At 71.0% G+C, this 20,222-nt stretch carries 19 protein-coding genes and 1 pseudogene; 3 read left to right on the top strand and 17 right to left on the bottom strand.

Annotated features, from left to right (window positions below; genetic code table 11):
• Positions 1-155: 155 nt before the first annotated feature.
• Positions 156-569, bottom strand: a complete 414-nt coding sequence (locus OHA05_RS26330) for an SH3 domain-containing protein (RefSeq protein WP_313943819.1) — start codon at positions 567-569, stop codon at positions 156-158.
• 238 nt (positions 570-807) lie between these two features.
• On the opposite strand from OHA05_RS26330, the gene OHA05_RS26325 reads away from it, so the two are divergent.
• The gene (locus OHA05_RS26325) at positions 808-1,254 is read left to right on the top strand and encodes a hypothetical protein (protein ID WP_328861867.1); all 447 of its coding nucleotides are present in this window, start codon (positions 808-810) and stop codon (positions 1,252-1,254) included.
• A 152-nt stretch (positions 1,255-1,406) separates the two neighbouring features.
• A complete protein-coding gene (locus tag OHA05_RS26320; protein WP_313943821.1) occupies positions 1,407-1,808 on the top strand; it encodes an SH3 domain-containing protein in 402 nt (133 codons plus the stop codon).
• A 79-nt stretch (positions 1,809-1,887) separates the two neighbouring features.
• Here OHA05_RS26320 and OHA05_RS26315 read toward each other — a convergent pair whose 3' ends face one another.
• The 11 genes from OHA05_RS26315 to rpsB form a co-directional block, all read right to left on the bottom strand.
• Positions 1,888-2,295 (bottom strand): hypothetical protein, encoded by a 408-nt coding sequence (locus OHA05_RS26315; RefSeq protein WP_328861866.1) that lies wholly within the window; start codon positions 2,293-2,295, stop codon positions 1,888-1,890.
• A complete protein-coding gene (locus OHA05_RS26310) occupies positions 2,289-3,059 on the bottom strand; it encodes a M23 family metallopeptidase (RefSeq protein WP_313943824.1) in 771 nt (256 codons plus the stop codon). Before OHA05_RS26310 ends, OHA05_RS26315 begins: the two co-directional genes overlap by 7 nt.
• Positions 3,060-3,127: 68 nt before the next feature.
• Positions 3,128-3,994 (bottom strand): NlpC/P60 family protein, encoded by an 867-nt coding sequence (locus OHA05_RS26305; RefSeq protein WP_313948848.1) that lies wholly within the window; start codon positions 3,992-3,994, stop codon positions 3,128-3,130.
• A complete protein-coding gene (locus tag OHA05_RS26300; RefSeq protein WP_328861865.1) occupies positions 3,991-4,839 on the bottom strand; it encodes an RNA polymerase sigma factor in 849 nt (282 codons plus the stop codon). Before OHA05_RS26300 ends, OHA05_RS26305 begins: the two co-directional genes overlap by 4 nt.
• Positions 4,840-4,968: 129 nt before the next feature.
• On the bottom strand, positions 4,969-5,622 hold the full coding sequence (locus OHA05_RS26295; RefSeq protein WP_313943826.1) for a M15 family metallopeptidase: 654 nt from the start codon (positions 5,620-5,622) through the stop codon (positions 4,969-4,971).
• 193 nt (positions 5,623-5,815) lie between these two features.
• Complete coding sequence (locus OHA05_RS26290; RefSeq protein WP_328861864.1) at positions 5,816-9,022, bottom strand: AfsR/SARP family transcriptional regulator; 3,207 nt, start codon at positions 9,020-9,022, stop codon at positions 5,816-5,818.
• 366 nt (positions 9,023-9,388) lie between these two features.
• Complete coding sequence (locus OHA05_RS26285; protein ID WP_328861863.1) at positions 9,389-10,507, bottom strand: phosphatidate cytidylyltransferase; 1,119 nt, start codon at positions 10,505-10,507, stop codon at positions 9,389-9,391.
• On the bottom strand, positions 10,507-11,064 hold the full coding sequence (gene frr, locus OHA05_RS26280; RefSeq protein WP_313943829.1) for a ribosome recycling factor: 558 nt from the start codon (positions 11,062-11,064) through the stop codon (positions 10,507-10,509). Before frr ends, OHA05_RS26285 begins: the two co-directional genes overlap by 1 nt.
• 127 nt (positions 11,065-11,191) lie before the next feature.
• Positions 11,192-11,974 carry a UMP kinase gene (pyrH, locus tag OHA05_RS26275; protein ID WP_313948849.1) on the bottom strand — a complete coding sequence of 261 codons (783 nt, stop codon included), beginning with the start codon at positions 11,972-11,974 and terminating at the stop codon, positions 11,192-11,194.
• 181 nt (positions 11,975-12,155) lie between these two features.
• Complete coding sequence (gene tsf / locus OHA05_RS26270; protein ID WP_313943830.1) at positions 12,156-12,992, bottom strand: translation elongation factor Ts; 837 nt, start codon at positions 12,990-12,992, stop codon at positions 12,156-12,158.
• A gap of 108 nt (positions 12,993-13,100) precedes the next feature.
• Positions 13,101-14,024: a 30S ribosomal protein S2 gene (rpsB, locus tag OHA05_RS26265; RefSeq protein WP_313943831.1), complete on the bottom strand. Its 924-nt coding sequence runs from the start codon at positions 14,022-14,024 to the stop codon at positions 13,101-13,103.
• Positions 14,025-14,238: 214 nt separating this feature from the next.
• Here rpsB and OHA05_RS26260 point away from each other — a divergent pair.
• Positions 14,239-14,694: pseudogene (locus OHA05_RS26260) on the top strand (peptidoglycan DD-metalloendopeptidase family protein); the annotation flags it as partial.
• A 613-nt stretch (positions 14,695-15,307) separates the two neighbouring features.
• Here the strand turns inward: OHA05_RS26260 and OHA05_RS26255 are convergent.
• From OHA05_RS26255 to OHA05_RS26235, 5 genes are all read right to left on the bottom strand, one after another.
• Positions 15,308-15,865, bottom strand: coding sequence for a TetR/AcrR family transcriptional regulator (locus OHA05_RS26255; RefSeq protein WP_328863461.1), 558 nt, complete (start codon positions 15,863-15,865; stop codon positions 15,308-15,310).
• 70 nt (positions 15,866-15,935) lie between these two features.
• A complete protein-coding gene (whiG, locus tag OHA05_RS26250; protein WP_313943832.1) occupies positions 15,936-16,772 on the bottom strand; it encodes an RNA polymerase sigma factor WhiG in 837 nt (278 codons plus the stop codon).
• Positions 16,773-17,021: 249 nt separating this feature from the next.
• On the bottom strand, positions 17,022-18,197 hold the full coding sequence (gene dprA / locus OHA05_RS26245) for a DNA-processing protein DprA (RefSeq protein ID WP_313943833.1): 1,176 nt from the start codon (positions 18,195-18,197) through the stop codon (positions 17,022-17,024).
• Positions 18,197-19,813 carry a YifB family Mg chelatase-like AAA ATPase gene (locus OHA05_RS26240; protein ID WP_328861862.1) on the bottom strand — a complete coding sequence of 539 codons (1,617 nt, stop codon included), beginning with the start codon at positions 19,811-19,813 and terminating at the stop codon, positions 18,197-18,199. The genes dprA and OHA05_RS26240 overlap by 1 nt, the downstream gene beginning before the upstream one ends.
• Positions 19,813-20,175, bottom strand: coding sequence for a YraN family protein (locus tag OHA05_RS26235; protein WP_313943835.1), 363 nt, complete (start codon positions 20,173-20,175; stop codon positions 19,813-19,815). Before OHA05_RS26235 ends, OHA05_RS26240 begins: the two co-directional genes overlap by 1 nt.
• Between the last annotated feature and the right edge of the window lie 47 nt (positions 20,176-20,222).

Below are 20,222 nucleotides of genomic sequence, written 5' to 3'. Positions count from 1 at the left end.
CGCGAGATCACGGGCAGCGCAGGCCGAGCGGCGGAGCCGGCCCGCGTCGTACCGACGTGTCACGGCCCGTAGCACCGCGGAACGTGATGTGTCACGGCCCGTAGCACCGCGGGACAAGACGTGTCACGGCCCGTAGCACCGCGGGACCAGACGTGTCACGGCCCGTAGCACTGCGGGACCCCGGGCAGCCAGTTGTCCGGGTGCGAGATCCAGTAGCTCGCCATCCACCCGTCGAAGCCCCGGGTCCGGTTCTCCACGAAGACCCAGTTCGGGTTGGTGCCGACCGTCTCGCCCCGCGTCTGGCAGGTCACTTCGAGCTGGTCGCCCGGCTGCGCCTGACCGATCACCCGCGGGCAGTTGCCGGGCGAGGGGAACTCGGGGCAGCGGAAGCCCGGGGCCGAGTCCTTGCGGATGTTCACATCCGTCGCCCAGGTGGTGAAGACCGGCCCCGCGGCACGCTGTTCGGCAGTCGCCTGGGCGGGCGCGGCGCCCACCGTCATGGCGAGTGCGCACAACACCGCCGCCGCGCCGCCCAGTCGGGCGCCGCGCCTTGCTGATTTGTTCACCATGTCGTCCCCTTCGGACCGTTCGGACGCGTGCCCGTCACGGGTTCGTGGTCGGTCAGGTGCGTTGTCCGCACCACCGGGGGGACGGGCGCACACGCCGCGCCGTATGAGGACGGGGCAAAGAAACATTTGCTGCCGGGACGGTCATACGCCGGGGCACCGAGTCCCGTCTGTGAGGCGGAAGCGGATGCCACCGGGCCGCGAGCGACGAGCCCGGTTCTGACCTGACGAGGGGTTCACCATGATGTGGTCACGCAAGAGCACGGACCGGCGCGGCAGCACCATCGCCCGCCGCGGGCTGCGCGCGGCGGGAGTGGCCGCGGTCATCCCGACGGCGTTCCTGCTGGGGGCTCAGCCTGCCGCGGCCCACCCGCCGTCGGGGTCGGTCCACGTGTGGGGCAGCGACGTGCGGGTGCGCAGCTGCCAGAGCACGTCGTGCGACCTCGCCACGACGGAACGGCTCACCAATGTGCGGGTCCAGGCGTACTGCCAGGTCGACAACGGCGAGAAGGGCCGGGTGACCGACGGGCGCTACACCAACACCTACTGGGTGCAGGTCATCACACCCGGCAGGACCCTTGGCTGGATCTCCGCCGTGTACGTCAGCGGAGGCAGCAACAACGGCCCGGTGCCCGGCGCCCCGGTGGACTCGCCGAGCGACCCGACCATCGACTGCGAGTACATCTGATCTGCGCCCGCCTCTGTGCGGTGAGCAACACGTGCCCCCGGTACCGCCGTTCACGGCGGTACCGGGGGCAACTTCTTGCCCGGGTCCGTCATATGGCGTGGCGCCGCATCCGGTCTCACGGACAGAGCCCACACGCATACCAAGGAGTCACCATGTTCAAGCGCCGTGCCCGTCTCACCGCCGCCGGTCTCGCGGTGGGTACCGCCCTCACTCTGTTCGGCGGGGCCGGTACCTCCCAGGCAGCCCCCAGCACCTCCGCGCCGGCTCCCAGCACCGTCCAGGCGTCTCCGATCCTGCAACCGAACAGCAACATCAGGACCGGGCCCGGTACGTCGTACAGAATCCTCAACACCAGCGGGCCGGAGGGAGCCTCGGGAGTGGCGAAGTGCTACGCGCGCGGTGAGCGCGTCACGGCCGGCGGTTACACCACGGACGTCTGGTACCAGGTCACTGTCCACTTCCCCGGCCATACGTACTACTTCGTGTGGGCCTGGGGCGGCAACGTCAACGTCGGCGCGGATCCCGCCCCCGGCCTCGAGGTCTGCCCCTCCTGACCTCACCCCGCTACGCACTTCGCCCCCGGCACCGTGTCCAACGGTTCCGGGGGCGAAGTGCGTTGCACGCAGAGGGTGTTCAGCAGATCGGCAGACCTGAGTCTCGCTCGTCGTCGCCACCGCCGACGAGGAAGATCTCGCTCATGTACGACGACGGCGCCATGCCCATGGCCGGGGTCTTGATCCACCAGGTGTGCCAGTAGCCGCCGTAGGTGGCGCGGCCGCCCTTGACCTGGCAGACGGCCCGGATGAACCCGTCATCCGGGGACTTCGCACTCACCGGTGCATTCGGATCGGGGGCCGAGCGCAGATTGATGTCGGTCCCCCACATCGGGCACTTGTAGGTGCCCGGGTAGCCGGGGTAGGGGGTGCAGGGCGCGGAGTCGGCGGCCTGCGCGGGTGCGGTGAAACCGGGAGCGAGGAGCATCACGGCGGCCAGAGCTGCCGCCGCGATGCCCCTCGAACCGGCTTTGGTGCCGGTCAGCACGTGGGGACTCCCGGCAGCCAGGCGTCCTTGTGGTCGATGTAGATGTTGGTGATGAAGCCGCCGAGCGCCGGGATGTAGGCCCAGGCGTCGTTGCTGTAGCCCTCGGCGGTGACCATGTCGCCGCGCTTCTGGCACGTGACGTTGACGGGCGTCGGGCCGGTGAGGGTGCGGACGACGGCCGCGTTCAGCTTGGCGTCGGCCCGTACGCGTACGGACGTGCCCCAGGTGGTGAAGTTGGTGCCGGGGTTGCCTCCGCCCGGGGTGCACGGCAGGCTCACGCCGCGCTCCGCGAGATACGGGCCGGGGTTCATGCCGCGCGTGCTGGACGTGGAGCTGTGCGCCTCGAAGTGGAGGTGCGGGCCGGTGGACTGGCCCTCGGAGCCCATCCGCGCGATCAGCTGGCCGCCGCTCACCCGCTGGTTGACGGACACGAGCCGCTCGTACATGTGGCCGTACTCGGTGACCGTGCCGTCGTCGTGCCTGATCCGGATCCACTGGCCGTAGCCACTGGCGGTGCCGGAGACGATGACGGTGCCCGCGCCGGTGGAGTAGATCGGCGTGCCCCGGGTGTTGGCGATGTCGACGCCGTCGTGGCCGGAGTGCCAGCCCTGCGTGACGGTGCCGGCGGTCGGGCAGGAACCGGCGTAACCGGCGGGCTGGGCCGGCGCGGCCTCGGCCGTGGCGGCGGAGAGCGGGACCAGCGCGGACGCGACGGCTGCGGCTGCCAGCAGACCGAGTGACTTGGTGCGGTTGATCACGGGCATGGCGAATCTTCCTCCGAACAGGGATGGGAAAAGGTGGGTCGAGGTTCAGTGACGCCGGCGGGCGCCGCTCAGCACTCCGGGACGCCGGGAAGCCAGGCGGCCGGGTCGTCGATGTAGATGTTCGAGATCCACGCCTTGTACTTGGGCAGGTACGACCAGACGTTGTTGGTGTAGCCCTCGGCGGTGACGCTCTCCCCATAGGCCTGGCACAGGACGTCGACGGCGGTGGGGCCGGGCAGACGGGTCACCGGCGGCTTGCCCGTGCCGGCCTCCGGGCGCAGGCCCACGCCCGTGCCCCAGGTCATGAAGCGCTTGGTGTTCGCCGGCGGCTGCTCGTTGTTGGTGATGCGCAGAGCGCCCGCGTACTGGGCGTTCAGCCGTACGTCACTGACCATCACCACGGTCCCGGACTCCCGGGCCTCGACCATCTTGCCGTTGCCCAGGTAGATGGCGATGTGATGAACGGTGTCGTGATTACCGGGGCTCGATGCCCACAGCAGCAGGTCGCCCGGCTCCAGCGGGGCGAGGCCCTGCGCACGGGTGAAGCGGGCACTGGCACCGCTCCACTTGGCCTGGTTCCACGAGCCCTCGGGCAGCGCGATCCCCGCTCCCTGCCAGGCCGCGTACTGCACCAGGTGCGAGCAGTCGAAGCCCTTCACTTTGCTGTCGTGCGCACCGGGACCGCCGCCGGGATAGTCCTGGCCGAAGGTCGGGCCGTGGATCGAGCCTCCGCCCCAGGAGTACGGCACCCCCAGCTGCGAGCAGGCTGCGTTCACGATGGCCGCGGCCTGGGCGGACGCCCCGGTCAGAGGACGGCAGTCCGCGGCGGCGGTCATGGTCCGGGCCTGCTGCGGTGACTCGGCCACGGCCACGCCGGTGGTACCGACGGCGGCGAGCAGAACTCCGCCCGCCACCGTCACCAGCGTCCGATTCATGCGGCGCACGTGTGTTCCCCCTCGTCTCGGTTCCACTGCTTCCGGCTGAACTGGAGGCAGCATGCGGTCCCGCCGCCCTCGTTCGTCGTAGCCGGTGCCGGTGCGCGGTTCGTGGCGCCGGCCTTCAGTGAGGGGACGGGATCGGGGACCGTTGTGTATGCGTCGAGAGCGGCACGAATTTTGGCGAGCCCCCGCATCCGGTTGCGCTGCACGGTTCCGCGGTGCGCGCCGAGTCGCTGACCTGCGACGTCGTGGCTCAGGCCTTCGAGATCGATGAGGATGACCGCGGCCGCCTCCTTGGGTGACAGATGCCGCAGGAGCGCGACCGTCACCGCCTCCGCCTCGCGTGAGGCGAGCCCGCCGTCCCAGCTCTGCTCGGGCAGCCGGTCGGTGCACCGCTCACGCCGGGAGGGGTGCAGCCAGGCGTCGCGCAGCAGATTCAGCGCGGCGGCGCAGGTGTAGGCGTACGGGTGACGCTGGCGGGCCAGGGTCTGGGCGCGGGCGCGGCGGGACAGCCGCAGATACGTCTCCTGGAGCAGGTCGTCGGCGTCGTGCGGGTTACCGGTCAGGGCCAGCAGCCGACGGCGCAGCTTCGGCATCACGGCCGTGAAGGCCTCGTCGAACTCGGCGGCGGTCATCCGGTCAGCGCCCGCGAGGGGTTCGGGGGCGAGCTGCTCGGCGCGCGTGGTCTTCGAAGCGGTCGTCCCCGCCTCGTCCGTCCGCACCGCGTTGGCCGCGTCGGTGGTGGTCGTCGGGCCCGTGGTCTTCGAGACGGTGCTCTTCGTCGTCGCGGTGGTCGTCGTCGCGGTGGTTGGTGAAGGCGAGATGCAGGTGCTGCTTTCCACGTACTTCCCCCGGGTGGTGTCGTCACAGTGCGTTCCGGCGTCTGCCGGTGTGGTTCGTCGGCTCGATGCGTGGTGGTGCGTGGTGATGCGAGGAAGGTCTTCGGACGAGCGCCGGATGCGCGGGGTGCGTCAGCCCCGCGCGACGGGCCCGTACCTGGCCGCCGGCTCTCCGCTGAGCAGCGCCCAGTACCGGTCGCCGTAGGACCAGTGCCACCATTCGGTGGGGTAGTTGACGAAGCCCCCCGCGGTCATGGCCCGGCACATCAGCTCTCGGTTGGCGCGGGGCTCACCGGTGATGCGGGGCGCGGCCGTACGGCAGCCGCCTTCGCTCTCCTCCGGGGTGGCGTTCACCTCGGTGCCGAGAGAGAGTTCGACGCCGTCCTCGGTGCACAGAGTCAGATCGACCGCACCGCCGCTGACGTGCGGGGCGACCTCCGGCGGGGAGATGTACGCGCTCGTCAGCTCGCGGACCCGGTCGGGTGACGCGTCCGGCTCGGCCGCCCGCATCACGGCGGCGTACTCCTGGAAGTAGCGGCCCTGGAGCTGAGGCGGGCGGAAGCCCTCCACCAGCAACAGTCGGATGCCCGTGGGCAGTTCGTCCTGAGCGACGAGCAGTCGGCGCACCACGTCCGCCCGCAGATGGGCGTACGAGCCGTCGCCGTCGGCCTGGCGCGCATCGACGCGCAGCCCGGCGACCTCGCGCACGTCGACCAGCGGCTCGCCGTTGTCCACGACGGGCGTTGCGGCGACTCGGCGGTCCGAGAGCAGGATGATCTCTGTCACGCTCACCAGCGTGCCCGGGGGCGCTGCAGAAGCGATGCAGATCCTCTGCAGGACCCTCTGCATCCCCGTGCATCTCTCGGCGCGCTCCTGCAGGAGGTCACGCAGAAGGTGCCTCTGCGGTCGTGCGGGCCCTTCCGGAGCGGCCCACGGCCGTGCGGACCCTTCCGGAACACTCTCCGGCGACGCCGGCCGGTCAGGGAGACAGGTCCCGACCGGCCTCCCCCGCGTCGACCGTCTCCGCGGCGACCTCCTCGGTGGCCTCCCGGCTGCCGAGCTCGCGGAACACCTCGAGCGCCTCGGCCCGCGCGGCACGGGCCGCCTGCGCGTCACCCCTGCCGGCCGCCGCCGCCCCCAGGTCCCTCACCGTACGGGCGCGCCACAGCGGCAGCTGGAGCTTCTCCCACAGGACGACCGAGCGCTGAAGCTCCGCCTCCGCCGGGTCCCACTCCCCCGCCGCGAGGTGCCACTCGCCGAGCGATCGCAGGACGAGCGCCTCGCCGAACAGGTCCTGGCGCTCGCGGGTCACCTCCAGGCACCGTTCGAGCTGCTCCCGCGCCTCGGGGAGCCGGCCCTGCCGCAGATGGACCTTGGCCAGTGACTGGCCGGCGTACATCGAGCCGAAGGTGTCACCGGTCTGCTCGAAGATGTCCAGAGAGCGCGACAACATCCGTTCGGCGTCGCCGAGTTCGCCCTTCGCCCGGTGGCACAGACCGAGAGAGCGCAGGGTCAGCCCCTCGCCGTGCCGGTCGCCCACCTCCCGGTACAGCTCCAGGGCCAGGGACAGTTCGTCCCAGGCCTCGGCGTACCGACCCAGATCGCGGTGCACACTGCCGATGCCGTAATGCAGTTGGGCCACGGCGGTGGTGTCGGCCAGTTCACCGCACAGCGCGAGTGCCTGTCCCATCAGGTCCAGGGCCTCGGTGAACCGCGCCTGTTCGCGGCGCGCCGAGCCCATGCCGGCCAGGGCGCCCGCGCGACCGCGCGGGTCGTCCGTCTCCTCGAACAGCCGCAGGGCGTCCTTGAAGTACGCGTACGCGGCCTCGAAGCTGTCCTGTTCGAGGCGGAGTTGGCCCAGGCCGCTGAGCAGCCACGCCTCTCCCTCGGCGTCACCGCCGCGGCGGACCGCCTCCAGGGCCACGGTGTGCGAACGGGACCAGGCGTCGAACTGGTTGTAGAGCGCCGCCGAGCTCGCCATGAGCACGGCCGCGAGATCGCGCGCCGCCCGGGCCAGTCCGTGGTCCGCGCAGTGCGTGACGGCCGCGACCAGACAGGGCTGTTCGGCCGCGAACCAGGCGGCGGGCCTGGCCAGCAGTTCCCGTACGACGAACGGGTCCAGGGTCACTTCCGCGCTCTTGCCGGCGAAGAGCCGTGCGGCCCCGCCGGGCCCGCGCGCCGCCGCTTCCTTGGCCAGCGACAGCCAGCAGGAGACCAGTCGCAGGACGGCATCCTCGCGGGCCTGCTCGGTCTCCTCGGTCAGGCAGCGCTCGCGGGCGTGCTCGCGGGCCAGATCATGGATGCGGTACCGGGTCTGCCCCGTCTCGTCGACCCCGACGAGGTCGATGAAGTGGCAGTCCACCAGGCGCTCGACGGCCTCCTCGGCCTCGTCGACGCCCACGTCCAGGAGCGGGGCCGCGACCCACGCGGCGAAGTCCGGCAGATCCATCAGCGCCAGTCGGCGCAGCGCGCGGCGCTCCTGCTCGCCGAGGTCCGCGTACCCGAGCTCCAGGCTCGCCCTCAACTCCAGGTCACCGGCCTGGAGTTCGTCGAGCCGGCGGCGCTCGTCACGCAGCCGGGCGGCGAGGCGTGCGGGTGTCCAGTGCGGGCGCGCGGCGAGCCGGGCGCCCGCGATCCGTACCGCCAGGGGCAGCCTGCCGCACAGCGCGACGATCTCGGCGACCTGCCCCGGCTCGGCGGTGGCCCTCCCGGGGCCGGCGACCTTGGCCATCAGGGCCAGCGCTTCCTGCTCTCCGGGGGCCGCGAGGTCCAGATGGGCCGCACCTTCGAGCGCGACCAGCCGGCGCCGGCTGGTGATCAGCACGGCGGAGCCGGATCCAGGCGGCAGAAGAGGGCGCAGCAGGGTCTCGCCGACAGCGTTGTCCAGGATGAGGAGTATCCGGCGGCGGGCGATGTGCGTGCGATACAGCCCGACGAGATCCTCCAGGTCACCGGGCAGTGCGTCGGGGTCGGCCCCGAGGGCCCGCAGCAGCCTGGCCAGGGCGTCGGCGGTCTGCACGGGCGCGGAGTCCGACGCCCGCAGGTCCAGGAACAGCTGCCCGTCGGGGAAGAGCGCCGCCAGACGGTGACCGATGTGCACGGCGAGCGTCGTCTTGCCCATCCCGGAACGCCCCGAGATCACTCCGATCGGCGGCGCTGTGCTCGCAGGGTCGTTGACCCTGTCCAGCAGGGCGGTGGCCCAGGCGATCTGTTCGGTCCGGCCGACGAAGTCGGAGACGTCGGGCGGCAGATGGGACGGCGTGGGGTGCCCGGGGGCATCCGGCACCGTCTCCCGGCGTACGGCCTCACGCGGTACGGCCTGGCGAGCGCCGGCCTGACGGGGTAAGGCCCCGCGTGGGACGGTCTCCCGCACTGTCGCCTCGTGCGGCGCGCGCTCGGCGCGCGGCTCGGTCCCGGCGGGGCCGGACTCCCGCCCGACGGCCAGCAGCGCCGTGTCACCGGTGAGCAGGGCCTGGTGCAGCGCACGCAGCTCCGGACCGGGGTCGATCCCCAGCTCCGTACGCAGCAGTTCGCGCCCCTCCTGGTAGGTCCGCAGGGCGTCGGGCACCCGCCCGGTCCGGAACAGCGCGGTCATCAGCTGCCCCCGGGGCTGCTCCCGCAGCGGGTGGGCGGCCACATGTGCGAGCAGTTCCGCGACGAGTTCCGCCCGGCACCCGAGGGTGAGTTCCGCGGCGAACCTCGCCTCCTGGGCCACCAGCCGCAGTTCGGCCAGACGCGCGGCCTCGATCCGTGCGAAGGACTGGTCGAGACCCTCCAGCGCGTCCTGCCCCCGCCACAGACCCATGGCGTCCCGCAGGATCTCCACGGCCTCGGCGGCCCGCCCCTCGGAGGCCGTACGCCGGCCGAGCGCGAGCGCCTCCTCGAACCGGTGGGCATCGATGCGAGACGGCGGGAAGGCGGCGAGATAGCCGGGCGACCGGGTCTGGATCGCGGTGTCGTCCCCCGCCCCGGCCAGCGCCCGGCGCAGTGCCGACACATGCGAGGCGACGAGGGCCCGCGCGGTGACGGGCGCCTGTTCCTCCCAGACCAGGTCCACGAGGCGGTCGGTGGAAAGCACCTCACCGAGATTGACGACGAGAGCCGCGAGAATCGCCGTGGGTTTCGGGCCGCTCAGCGGAATGCGCCGATGTCCGTCCCACACCTCGGCCGGGCCCAGAAGGCGCACCTCCAACGTCGTCCTCCGATGTCGCGGCCCCTCACTTGCGGTGCCAACGATATTCGGTGGGAAGGTGCTGGACACGACTGTTACCGGACTGCCTGCGACGACTTCCGCAGTCCGGTGACCTGTTTGTTGCGTCGCCACGGCCCTCGGTCTCGGGAGAGGTGTCCTCGCAATCGGGAATGGGCCGTGATTCCGCTCGGGGAAGGGACGGGACTCACGCTGTCCCCGTATGAGTGAGCCGGGAAGAATTTCTCCGTTGACGAGGAATTCCCCGCGGACACGAGAGAGGCCCCCTTCCGGAACCTTCCGGAAGGGGGCCCGTCACTGCCTCAGAACGGCTGCATCGGAACGACAGGGGTCGACCGCGGGTCAGCCGCTGCCCACGAAGATCACCAGCAGGAGCCACACCACGGGCGCCGTCGGCAGCAGGGAGTCGAGCCGGTCCATGATGCCGCCGTGCCCCGGCAGGAGCGTGCCCATGTCCTTGATGCCGAGGTCCCGCTTGATCATCGACTCGCCCAGGTCACCGAGGGTGGCGCTGGCCGCGACCGCGAAGCCCAGCAGCAGGCCCTGCCACCAGGTGCCGTCGTCGATGAGGAACTGCATGCACAGCGCACCTGCCGCCATCGCGAACGTGACCGCGCCCAGCAGCCCTTCGCGGGTCTTCCCGGGGCTGATGCGGGGCGCCAGCTTGTGCTTCCCGAAGCGCCAGCCCACGGCGTACGCGCCGGTGTCGCTGACCACCGTGAGCACGAGGAACATCAGCACGCGCTTCGCGCCGTCGTCGGCGGTGAGCATCATCGCCACGAACGTCGCGAGGAACGGGACGTAGAACGCGGCGAACACACCCGCGGTGACGTCCTTCAGATATCCCTCGGGCGGTTCGGTCATCCGCCAGACCAGCACCGCCAGCGCGGTGAGGGCCATGGCGACCCAGGCACCCTCGGCTCCGCGCACATAGCCGGCCACGACCATGGCCGCCCCGCCGACCGCGAGCGGCACCAGCGGGGCCTTGATCTGCTTGCGCTCCTCGAGCCGGGACGTCAGTTCCCACAGCCCGACCACGACGGCGACCGCTATCACGCCGACGAACACGGCCTTCACGACGAAGAGCGACGCCACGATCACCGCGCCCAGACCGACGCCGACCCCTATGGCCGCCCTCAGGTCACGCCCGGCCCGCTTCCTCTGCGGCGGTTCGGGCGCCGGCTCGCGGGTGGGCATGGGCTCCTGCGGAATCTCGTCCCGGAACAGGGGGCCACTCAGTGGAGCGGCCCCCCGGTCGAGGTCGTTGCGCTCGTCGCGGTCGTTACGGTCTTCGGCGTCTCTACCTGCGTCGGGAAAGTCCGGCACGATGGGCATGGGCCGAGTCTGCTGTGCGTCATGCTCATCGTATGCGGGACCCGCCGGGGCAGGCCCCTGGTCGGGGGGCAGCCATTCTCCGACGTACCTGGCTCTCTGCGGAGCCCCCCAGGAAGAGTCGTTCATCAGACCTCGAGCAGCTCGGCTTCCTTGTGCTTGAGCAGCTCGTCCACCTGCGCGACGTACTTCGCGGTGGTGTCGTCGAGCTCCTTCTCCGCACGGCGGCCCTCGTCCTCGCCGACCTCGCCGTCCTTGATCAGCTTGTCGATGGCTTCCTTGGCCTTGCGGCGCACGGAGCGGATCGAGATCTTCGAGTCCTCGGCCTTGCTCTTGGCCACCTTGATGTACTCGCGGCGGCGCTCCTCCGTGAGCTCGGGGAACACCACACGGATGATGTTGCCGTCGTTGCTGGGATTGACGCCCAGGTCGGAGTCACGGATCGCCTGCTCGACATTGCGCAGTGCGGTCTTGTCGAACGGGGTCACCACGGCCATCCGCGGCTCCGGCACCGAGAACGAGGCCAGCTGGTTGATCGGGGTCAGCGCACCGTAGTAGTCGGCCACGATCTTGTTGAACATCGCCGGGTGCGCACGTCCGGTGCGGATCGCGGCGAAGTCATCCTTGGCGACCAGGACGGCCTTCTCCATCTTCTCCTCGGCCTCGAGGAGGGTCTCTTCGATCACCACTTGCTCCTGCGTGTCTTGAGTGGGCCCGGCATGCAACTGGGCTGGGCGGAACCTGTGTCGCGTCTTCCCCTGCACGGTGTCCGACCGGCAGGGCTTTGTCTATCCCTGGAGGGACGCCCCCGGGTCAGCCCCGGGTGCCCTGGTCGCTCACGAGAGTCCCGATCTTCTCACCCTTGACGGCCCGCGCGATATTGCCTTCGGTGAGGAGTTCGAAGACGAGGATCGGAAGGGCGTTGTCGCGGCAGAGGGTGACCGCGGTGGCGTCCGCGACCTTGAGGTTGCGGGTGATCACCTCGCCGTACTCCAGCGCGTCGAACTTCACCGCGTCCGGGTTGGTCTTGGGGTCGGAGTCGTAGACACCGTCGACACCGTTCTTGCCCATCAGCAGGGCCTCGGCGTCGATCTCCAGGGCTCGCTGCGCGGCAGTGGTGTCGGTGGAGAAGTACGGCATGCCCATACCGGCGCCGAAGATCACGACGCGCCCCTTCTCCAGGTGGCGCACGGCGCGCAGCGGGATGTACGGCTCCGCGACCTGGCCCATGGTGATGGCGGTCTGGACACGGGAGTCGATGCCCTCCTTCTCCAGGAAGTCCTGGAGAGCGAGGCAGTTCATGACCGTGCCGAGCATGCCCATGTAGTCGGAGCGGGCCCGGTCCATGCCGCGGACCTGCAGTTCTGCGCCGCGGAAGAAGTTTCCGCCGCCGATGACGACCGCGATCTCGGCGCCGTCACGTACCACGGCGGCGATCTCGCGGGCGATGGCGTGCACGACGTCGGGGTCGACGCCGAGACCCCCACCGCCGGAGAACGCCTCACCGGACAGCTTCAGCATGAAGCGCCCGGCCTTCTTGTCGTCGTGGTCGCTCTTGTCGCCGGTTGCCTGGTTGGCGTCCGCGCCCTTGTTCATGGAGATCTCCTCGTGCACATACGAGAAGGCCATTGCCGGTGGGTCTGTTTCCCTGTCGGCAATGGCCTCCTCGTCAGATCTGCGGTCGTCCGGCGCTGCAACGCAGTGGTGCCGTCAGGCACGCGCGGCCGATGACTGCGTAGGAAACCCTATCGGGCTCCCGTGGCGATCGCGTACTTGCTCAGGCGCCGACGCGGATGCGCGCGAAGCGCTTCAGCGTGACACCGGCCTCGTCCAGAACCTTCTGGACGGACTTCTTGTTGTCCTTCGCGAACGGCTGGTCGAGGAGGGTGACCTCCTTGAAGAAACCGTTGACGCGACCCTCGACGATCTTCGGGAGGGCGGCCTCGGGCTTGCCCTCCTCACGCGAGGTGGCCTCGGCGACGCGACGCTCGTTCTCGACGATGTCGGCCGGGACCTCGTCACGGTTGAGGTACGTCGGCGCGAAGGCGGCGATGTGCTGCGCGACGTCCTTGGCGATCTGGGCGTTCTCCTTGTCGAGCTCGACCAGCACGCCGACCTGCGGCGGGAGGTCGGGCATCGTGCGGTGCATGTAGACACCGACGTACGCACCGGAGAACTGCGCGAAGCGGTCCAGGACGATCTTCTCGCCCAGGTTGGCGTTGGCCTCGTCGACGTACGCCTGGACGGTCTTGCCGGCCTCGATCTCGGAGGCGAGCAGCGCGTCGAGGTCGGCCGGGGAGGTGGCGGCGACGTGCGCGGCGAGCGAGTTGGCGACGGCCTGGAACTTGTCACCCTTGGCGACGAAGTCCGTCTCGCACTTCAGCTCGAGCAGGACACCGGAGGTCTTGTCCTCGGAGATGAGGGAGACGACGGCGCCGTTCTCGGCGTTGCGGCCCTCGCGCTTGGCGACGCCCTTCTGGCCCTTGACGCGAAGGAGCTCGACGGCCTTGTCGACGCTGCCTTCGGCCTCGTCGAGGGCCTTCTTGCAGTCCATCATGCCGGCGCCGGTGAGCTCGCGGAGCTTCTTGACGTCAGCGGCGGTGTAGTTCGCCATGTCCTTGAATCTCTCTCGAAAGTCGAAAGTCGAAGATCTACGGGTGAGCGGCGGGGGCCGGCGCTTGTGGCACCGTCCCCCGCCGTTCACCTACCGAAGCTGTGCGGTTCAGGCCTGCTCGGCGTCAGCCGGCTTCTCGGCCTCGGCGGCGGGGGCCTCGGCGGGCTTCTCCGCCTCGTCGGCCGCGGCCTCGGCCGGCTTGTCGGCCTCGGCAGCCGGAGCCTCGGCGGGCTTCTCAGCCTCGTCGGCCTTCTTCTCGCCCTCGAGGAGGTCGCGCTCCCACTCGGCGAGGGGCTCGCCGGCGGCCTTCTCGCCCGGCTTGGAGTCGCCGGTGGCGACGCCGGAACGGGCGATGAGGCCCTCGGCGACGGCGTCGGCGATCACGCGGGTGAGCAGGGTGACGGAGCGGATCGCGTCGTCGTTGCCCGGGATCTTGTAGTCGACCTCGTCGGGGTCGCAGTTGGTGTCGAGGATCGCGACGACCGGGATGTGGAGCTTGCGCGCCTCACCGACGGCGATGTGCTCCTTCTTGGTGTCGACGATCCAGACAGCGCTCGGCACCTTCTGCATCTCGCGGATGCCGCCGAGGGTCTTCTCCAGCTTGGCCTTCTCGCGCGAGAGGACCAGGAGCTCCTTCTTGGTGAGGCCGGACGCGGCCACATCCTCGAAGTCGATCTGCTCGAGCTCCTTGAGGCGCTGCAGGCGCTTGTAGACCGTGGAGAAGTTGGTCAGCATGCCGCCGAGCCAACGCTGGTTGACGTACGGCATGCCAACGCGCGTCGCCTGCTCGGCGATGGCCTCCTGGGCCTGCTTCTTGGTGCCGACGAACATGATGGAGCCGCCGTGGGCGACGGTCTCCTTGACGAACTCGTAGGCGCGGTCGATGTACGACAGCGACTGGAGCAGGTCGATGATGTAGATGCCGTTGCGCTCCGTGAAGATGAATCGCTTCATCTTCGGGTTCCAACGACGGGTCTGGTGACCGAAGTGGACGCCGCTTTCCAGCAGCTCCCGCATCGTGACGACGGCCATGGCCGTATCTCCTTGGATTCTCGGTTTGTCCTGACGCCCCGACGCGCCATGCCACAAGGGACCGAGGAGCGCGGCCATCGACCTTCAGAGGGTGAATGGCGGGGCGTGCGAAGTCGACCCGGTGACCCGGATCGCCAGAAGAAGTGTACGGGACCCGGACGGTGCCGGGTGACGGCGCTGTCCACAACCGACCGGTACTCCACAGATCCGGAGCATGATCCACTCGGTTCCGGCCTCGTACGGGACGGTCTGTGCCATGAACCGCAGACTCTTCGGGCCCTTGCTCGCCCTGTTCCTGCTGGTCGTCGCGACGGCATCGGCCGACCGGGCGTCCGCCGGCCCCTTGCCCGCGGGTGACACCGGAAGCTGGCCGCTGGGGCCACCACGGCCACAGATCGTACGGGGCTGGGAGCCACCGGCCTCGGCGTACGGACGGGGGCACCGCGGCATCGACCTCGCGGCCTCGCCCGGGGCACCCGTGCGGGCCGCCGCGTCGGGACGGGTCTCCTTCGCGGGCAAGGTGGCGGGACGGGGAGTGCTCACCATCAGTCTCACCGGTACGGGGGATCCGCCGCTGCGCACGACCTACGAGCCCGTGGCGGCGACGGCGACGGTGGGCACGGAGGTGCGCGCCGGCGAGGTGGTGGGGCACATCGAGACCGGCCGTTCGCACTGCGCGGTCGGCTGTCTGCACTGGGGTCTGCTGCGGGGCACTCAGTATCTGGACCCGCTCTCGCTGCTGCCTCCGTGGCTGCTGCGGCGCGGCCCGTCGCGGCTGCTTCCGGTCCTGGGAGTGCCTCAGCCGGACACGGGTGCGGCGGCCGCGGCTGCCGCGGAACAGGCGGCTGAGCCGGTGGCGGCGAGTGCGATGGGCTCGGCGGGGGCGCTCCACGCGGCGGCGCTGCTGGTGACGGCGGCGCTGGTGCACGGAGGGCTGAGGGGTTGGGGGCCCGGCCCGGCGCGGTTTCGGCGGGCCCGGGCGGCAAGATCTGTCCGCCGTGAGCGCGGGGCGCCGCGACCTTCGGCGATACGGCGGCACTCAGCGGCACGACGGAGACGGCTCCGGGCCGCGTCAGCGCGGGAAGCACGGGGGCGCGGGAGGCGCGGCCGCGGCTGGACCGCGATGGCGCTCAGAACAAGTGGGGCGTGCGAGCGCCAGGTGCCCGGCGGCGCCGAACGGCCCGAACGGCCCGCTCAACCCGAACGGCCCGGTCGACCAGGTCGGTCGATGTTCAGCAGTGGCGACAAGGAGGACCCACAGGAGCAGCAGGAGAAAGCCGGGCTTACCCGCGCACACCCCGGAGCGCCATGGACACCGCCGCGTCCGCGACCGACGCAGGATCCTCCGCCGCGCCCAGTTCGATCCGCCGGACCGCCGCGTCCACCACGCCCTGCAAGAGCATGGCCGCGAGCCGGGGCTGCTCATGACCCAGCTCGCCGAGAGCCTCGACGATCATCGCGATCAGGCCGCCGTGCGCGGCACGGATCTTCTCCCGCGCACCCGCGTCCAGCTCGCTCGCGGAGATCGCGACCACGGCCCGGTGCCGCCGGTCCCCCACGAGGGCCAGCTGCCGGCGCACATACGCCTCGACCTTGTCCTCCGCCGAGTCCGCGCGCTGCATCGCGGTCTCGACCTCCGCCGCCCACACGGGGAAGTCCACCGCGCAGAGCTCCTCGACGACCGCCGCTCGCGAACGGAAGTACTCGTACACGGAGGACCGGGCAAGGCCCGTGCGCTCGGCGAGAGCGGGGAAGGTCAGCGTCTCCGTCCCGCCCTCGGACAACAGGGAACGCGCGGCATCCAGCAGGGCGTCGCGCTGCATCGTCCGGTGCTCGGCCACGGAGGCCGCTCGAATCCTTGGCACGCGCCCACTCTACGGATGTCTCACCGGAGGCAGGCAAGAATCGGCGTCAACGTCCCACGTCGGCGAGCTTCGCCCGCAGCTGGAGGACCGATTTCGTGTGGATCTGACTGACCCTGCTCTCGGTCACTCCGAGGACGTTGCCGATCTCGGCAAGGGTCAGCCCCTCGTAGTAGTAGAGGGTGACGACGGTCTTCTCACGATCGGGAAGGGTGTTGATGGCCCGGGCGAGCAGCCGGCGCAGTTCGCGGTCCTCGGCCACCGCGACCGGATTGTCCGCGGCCGTGTCCTCCAGGGTGTCCATCAGGCTGAGCCGGTCGCCGCCCTCGCCCCCGGCGTGCAGCAACTCCTCCAGGGCGACTACGTTCGCCAGCGACAACTGGCTGAAAACGGCGTGCAGTTCGTCCACGCCGATGCCCATCTCGGAGGCGACCTCACCCTCGGACGGGGTACGTCTCAACTGCGCTTCGAGCGTGGCGTAGGCGCGCTCCACGGCGCGGGCCTTCTGCCGTACCGAGCGCGGAATCCAGTCCAGGGCCCGCAGCTCGTCGATCATCGCGCCGCGGATGCGGGTGATCGCGTACGTCTCGAATTTGATGGACCGCTCGATGTCGAACTTCTCGATGGCGTCGATGAGTCCGAAGACCCCCGAGGACACGAAGTCCGCCTGCTCGACATTGGACGGGAGCCCGACGCTCACCCGGCCCGCGACGTACTTCACCAGCGGTGAGTAGTGCAGGATCAACTGCTCCCGCAGCCGCTCGTCCCCTGTGTCCTTGTACGACCGCCACAACTCCTCGAGGGAGGAGGGAGCGGGGGGCCGCACGGTGCCGCGGGCAGCGGGGGGCACTGCCGCGCGGTCAGACCCGGAGGTGTGCTGGGGCATGCGTTGCCTTGAGCCGTTCTGCTGTGGGGGGAGGGGAGTGAAGGGGGACGAGCGTCGGGGCGGAAATGGTGAGCGTAGCGTGACTGCGCGGTCGCGGTGGGCGAAGGCAGGGGGTTGGAACCTGTGCGAGGTATCAGCCATCGGCCACACCTTCGAACCGGCGCGAGCACGGCACGCGCCGGTCCTTCCGGTGTCAACAACAGGCCTGCGGAGGTCATCGCTCACACCATTTCACCCGAATGCTCCAGGTCAAGGACCGCCTCGCCGCGCGTTCGACCGCCGGCCGGCGGTGTGCGTCAACTGCCAGCCCTCTCCGTGCCGTTCGACAAATCCCAGGGCCTGCAGTTCGTACAGCCTGCCGAGCGCCTCGTCCGGGGTGACTCCGGCGTCGTGGGCGATCCGCCCGCCGTCGACCGCGCCACTCGCCGGCAGAACGTCAAGGACCCGTGCGCTGAGGGGATCCAGCGCATCGCGCGGCAGCACCGGGCCGCGCCGCTCGGGCGCCAGCTCTCCGATCTCTCCGACCAGCTCGGCGACTTCGTCGGCGTCGGTGACCAGCACTGCCTCGCCACGCAGCAGTTCGTGCACACCGCCCGAGAGGCCGCTGGTCGCCGGTCCGGGCACCCCCATGGTGTGGCGGCCCAGTCTCTGGGCGCTGCGGGCCGTGGCCAGCGATCCGCTGCGGTACTCGGCCTCGACCACGACCGTGCCCCGGGTCAGGGCGGCGATCACCCGGTTCCGGAGGATGAACCTGCTCGGCGTCGGATGGTCACTCGGCGGCAACTCCCCGACGACCAGGCCCTGTTCGGCGATCCGTCCCAGCAACTCGGTGTGGCCCCGCGGGTAGGCGACGTTCACGCCGCAGGCCAGCACGGCAACCGTGGCACCGCCTGCCGCCAGTGCGCCGCGATGAGCCGAGCCGTCGACCCCGAAGGCCGCACCCGACACCACGACCCAGCCCCGCTCGGCCAGCCCCGAGGCGAGGCCGGCGGCCATGTGCGCCCCGTACGGCGTGCAGGCCCGAGCGCCGACCACCGCGACCGACCGCAGAGCCCATTTCCGCAGGTCAGGGCGCCCCCGGACCCACAGCCCCACGGGTCTGGCATCGCCGAGGTCGTCCAGCTGGGTCGGCCACTCCCCCTCCCCCGGACAGATGAACCGGCCGCCGAACGAGGCCACGGCCTCCAGATCGCGCAGCGGATCGACCGCCGCCGCCCGTATGCGGTAGCTCGCCACCCGGCGCGGTGACGCGCCCGGCAGCGGTACGTCGTCGGGCCCGGGTGCGGTGAGACGGGCCATGAGTTCGAGGGGGCCCATCTCGGCCAGCCACCGTCCGCCGCGTTCGTCCCCCGGCTCGATCACCCGGGTGAGGGCGGCCCGGGCGATGCGCTCGTCGTCCCCCACCGACGAGCCGCCGTCCCGCATCACAGCCCTCCTCCACCGGTCGGCATCGGCGCACCGCGCGAGACTCCGGTGCGCAGTTCCAGGGCCAGATCGACGTCCTGGGGCTGTGGCCTGTCGTGCCCGGCGAGGTCCGCGATCGTCCAGGCCACCCGCAGAACCCGGTCCAGCCCACGCGCTGTGAGCAGTCCGCGCTCCATGTCGCGCTCGGCGGCGTGCAGGGCGCCGGGGGCGACGACCCAGCGGGTCCGCAGTTCGTGCCCCGGCACGTCACTGTTGACGTTCCAGGGGGTGTCCCGCAGCCGGGCTGCGGCACGCTGTCTCGCCGCCAGCACCCGCTCCGCGACCACCGCTGTCGGCTCGCCCCGTCCGCCCGGACCGAGCAGGTCGCTGCGGTTGACCGGTTCCACCTCGACCCGCAGATCCACGCGGTCGAGCAGAGGTCCGGACAGACGTGCCTGATAGCGGCGGACGGCCGACGGCGGGCACTCGCAGCCAATGCCCTGCAAGGTGTGCCGCCCGCAGGGGCACGGATTGGCCGCGAGGACCATCAGAAAGCGCGCCGGCAGCCGGACCACGCCCGCGGCGCGCGCCACCACGACATGGCCCGACTCGAGCGGCTGACGCAGGGCGTCCAGTGCCTTGCCGGAGAACTCGGGCGTCTCGTCGAGGAACAGCACGCCGCGGTGTGCCAGCGACACGGCCCCTGGCCTCGGCAGCCCGTTCCCGCCGCCGACGAGCGACTGCATGGTCGCCGAGTGGTGGGGTGCGCAGTAGGGCGCTCTGCGCACCAGCGGTTCGCCGGGCGGCAGGATGCCGGCCACCGAGTGCACCGCCGTGACTTCGAGGGACTCCTGTCGCGTCAGCGGCGGCAGTACGCCGGGAAGCCGCTCCGCCAGCATCGTCTTCCCCGCACCGGGCGGGCCGTACAGCATCAGATGGTGGCCGCCCGCCGCCGCGACCTCCAGCGCCGTCCGCGCCGCCCACTGGCCCGCGACATCGGCGAGGTCGGGCCCGTCCACGGCCTCCGGCGCGAGACCCGTGCCGACGCCGGCCCCGGGCACCATCAACCCGGCCAGTATCGGATCCGGACTGCCCTCGGGCACCGGTTCCTCCTCCGGGACCGGCTCGTCGCTCAGCACCGCGATCAGCTGCCGCAGACTTCTGACCCCGAGAACCGAGACTCCGGGGACCAGCCGGGCCTCCCCCGCGGTCTGCTCCGGTACGACCACCTGCCGGTATCCCGCTTCGGCGGCGGCGAGGACGGCGGGGAGCACGCCTCGCACGGGCCGCACCCGGCCGTCCAGCCCCAGTTCCCCGATCAGCACCAGATCGGCGATGGCCTTCGGGTCGACCCGCTCCGACGCCCCGAGGACGGCCATCGCCACGGCGAGGTCGAAACCGCTGCCGCCCTTGGGCACGGATGCCGGGCTGAGACCCACCGTGAGCTTCTTCTGCGGCCACTCGCCGCCCGAGTTCACCACCGCGGCCCTGACCCGGTCGCGGCTCTCCACCAGACTCTTGTCCGGCAGTCCGACCAGGGTGAACGCCGCGACGCCCGGCTCCAGGTCCGCCTGGACCTCCACCACCACGCCTTCGACGCCGACCAGCGCCACCGAACACGCTCGCGCGAACCCCATCAGGCCACCCCCCGGGCGTGCTCCACGACGGGCGCACCGCGGCGGGGCAGCGTCACGCCCACCAGGTCGATGCGCACCCCGCCCGGCGGCGGGCCGCCGTGCCGCTCCAGCCAGCATTCGGCCAGCCGTCTGAGGCGGTCCGCCTTCGTGGGCGTGACCGCGGCCATCGGATGCTCGAAGGGCCCCGCTCGGCGGGTCTTGACCTCACAGACGACCAGCAGGTCGCCGTCCCGGGCGACGATGTCGATCTCGCCCGTCCGCCCGCACCGCCAGTTCCTCGCGAGAAGCGTCATGCCGGCCTCGGTCAGCAGCCGCGCCGCCAACTCCTCGCCGTACCGTCCCAGTGCCCCCGTAGCGTTCATCTCGGCACCACCTCCGGCACCGACTGTGACGCTTCAGATCCTCACGT

This window comes from Streptomyces sp. NBC_00306, from assembly GCF_036169555.1.
Taxonomy (GTDB): Bacteria; Actinomycetota; Actinomycetes; order Streptomycetales; family Streptomycetaceae; genus Streptomyces; species Streptomyces achmelvichensis.
Note: the sequence above shows the minus strand (reverse complement) of the source record. Positions and strands in the feature narration are given on the sequence as shown.

Bases quoted from the DNA above. Each gene is read 5' to 3' on its own strand.
- OHA05_RS26320 (WP_313943821.1), top strand. From the start codon at position 1,407: ATGTTCAAGCGCCGTGCCCGTCTCACCGCCGCCGGTCTCGCGGTGGGT.
- pyrH (WP_313948849.1), bottom strand. From the start codon at position 11,974: ATGAACAAGGGCGCGGACGCCAACCAGGCAACCGGCGACAAGAGCGAC.
- rpsB (WP_313943831.1), bottom strand. From the start codon at position 14,024: ATGGCCGTCGTCACGATGCGGGAGCTGCTGGAAAGCGGCGTCCACTTC.
- OHA05_RS26305 (WP_313948848.1), bottom strand. From the start codon at position 3,994: ATGAATCGGACGCTGGTGACGGTGGCGGGCGGAGTTCTGCTCGCCGCC.
- OHA05_RS26325 (WP_328861867.1), top strand. From the start codon at position 808: ATGATGTGGTCACGCAAGAGCACGGACCGGCGCGGCAGCACCATCGCC.
- dprA (WP_313943833.1), bottom strand. From the start codon at position 18,197: ATGCGGGACGGCGGCTCGTCGGTGGGGGACGACGAGCGCATCGCCCGG.
- tsf (WP_313943830.1), bottom strand. From the start codon at position 12,992: ATGGCGAACTACACCGCCGCTGACGTCAAGAAGCTCCGCGAGCTCACC.
- whiG (WP_313943832.1), bottom strand. From the start codon at position 16,772: ATGCCCCAGCACACCTCCGGGTCTGACCGCGCGGCAGTGCCCCCCGCT.
- OHA05_RS26285 (WP_328861863.1), bottom strand. From the start codon at position 10,507: ATGAACGACTCTTCCTGGGGGGCTCCGCAGAGAGCCAGGTACGTCGGA.
- OHA05_RS26310 (WP_313943824.1), bottom strand. From the start codon at position 3,059: ATGCCCGTGATCAACCGCACCAAGTCACTCGGTCTGCTGGCAGCCGCA.
- OHA05_RS26330 (WP_313943819.1), bottom strand. From the start codon at position 569: ATGGTGAACAAATCAGCAAGGCGCGGCGCCCGACTGGGCGGCGCGGCG.
- OHA05_RS26240 (WP_328861862.1), bottom strand. From the start codon at position 19,813: ATGGGGTTCGCGCGAGCGTGTTCGGTGGCGCTGGTCGGCGTCGAAGGC.
- OHA05_RS26235 (WP_313943835.1), bottom strand. From the start codon at position 20,175: ATGAACGCTACGGGGGCACTGGGACGGTACGGCGAGGAGTTGGCGGCG.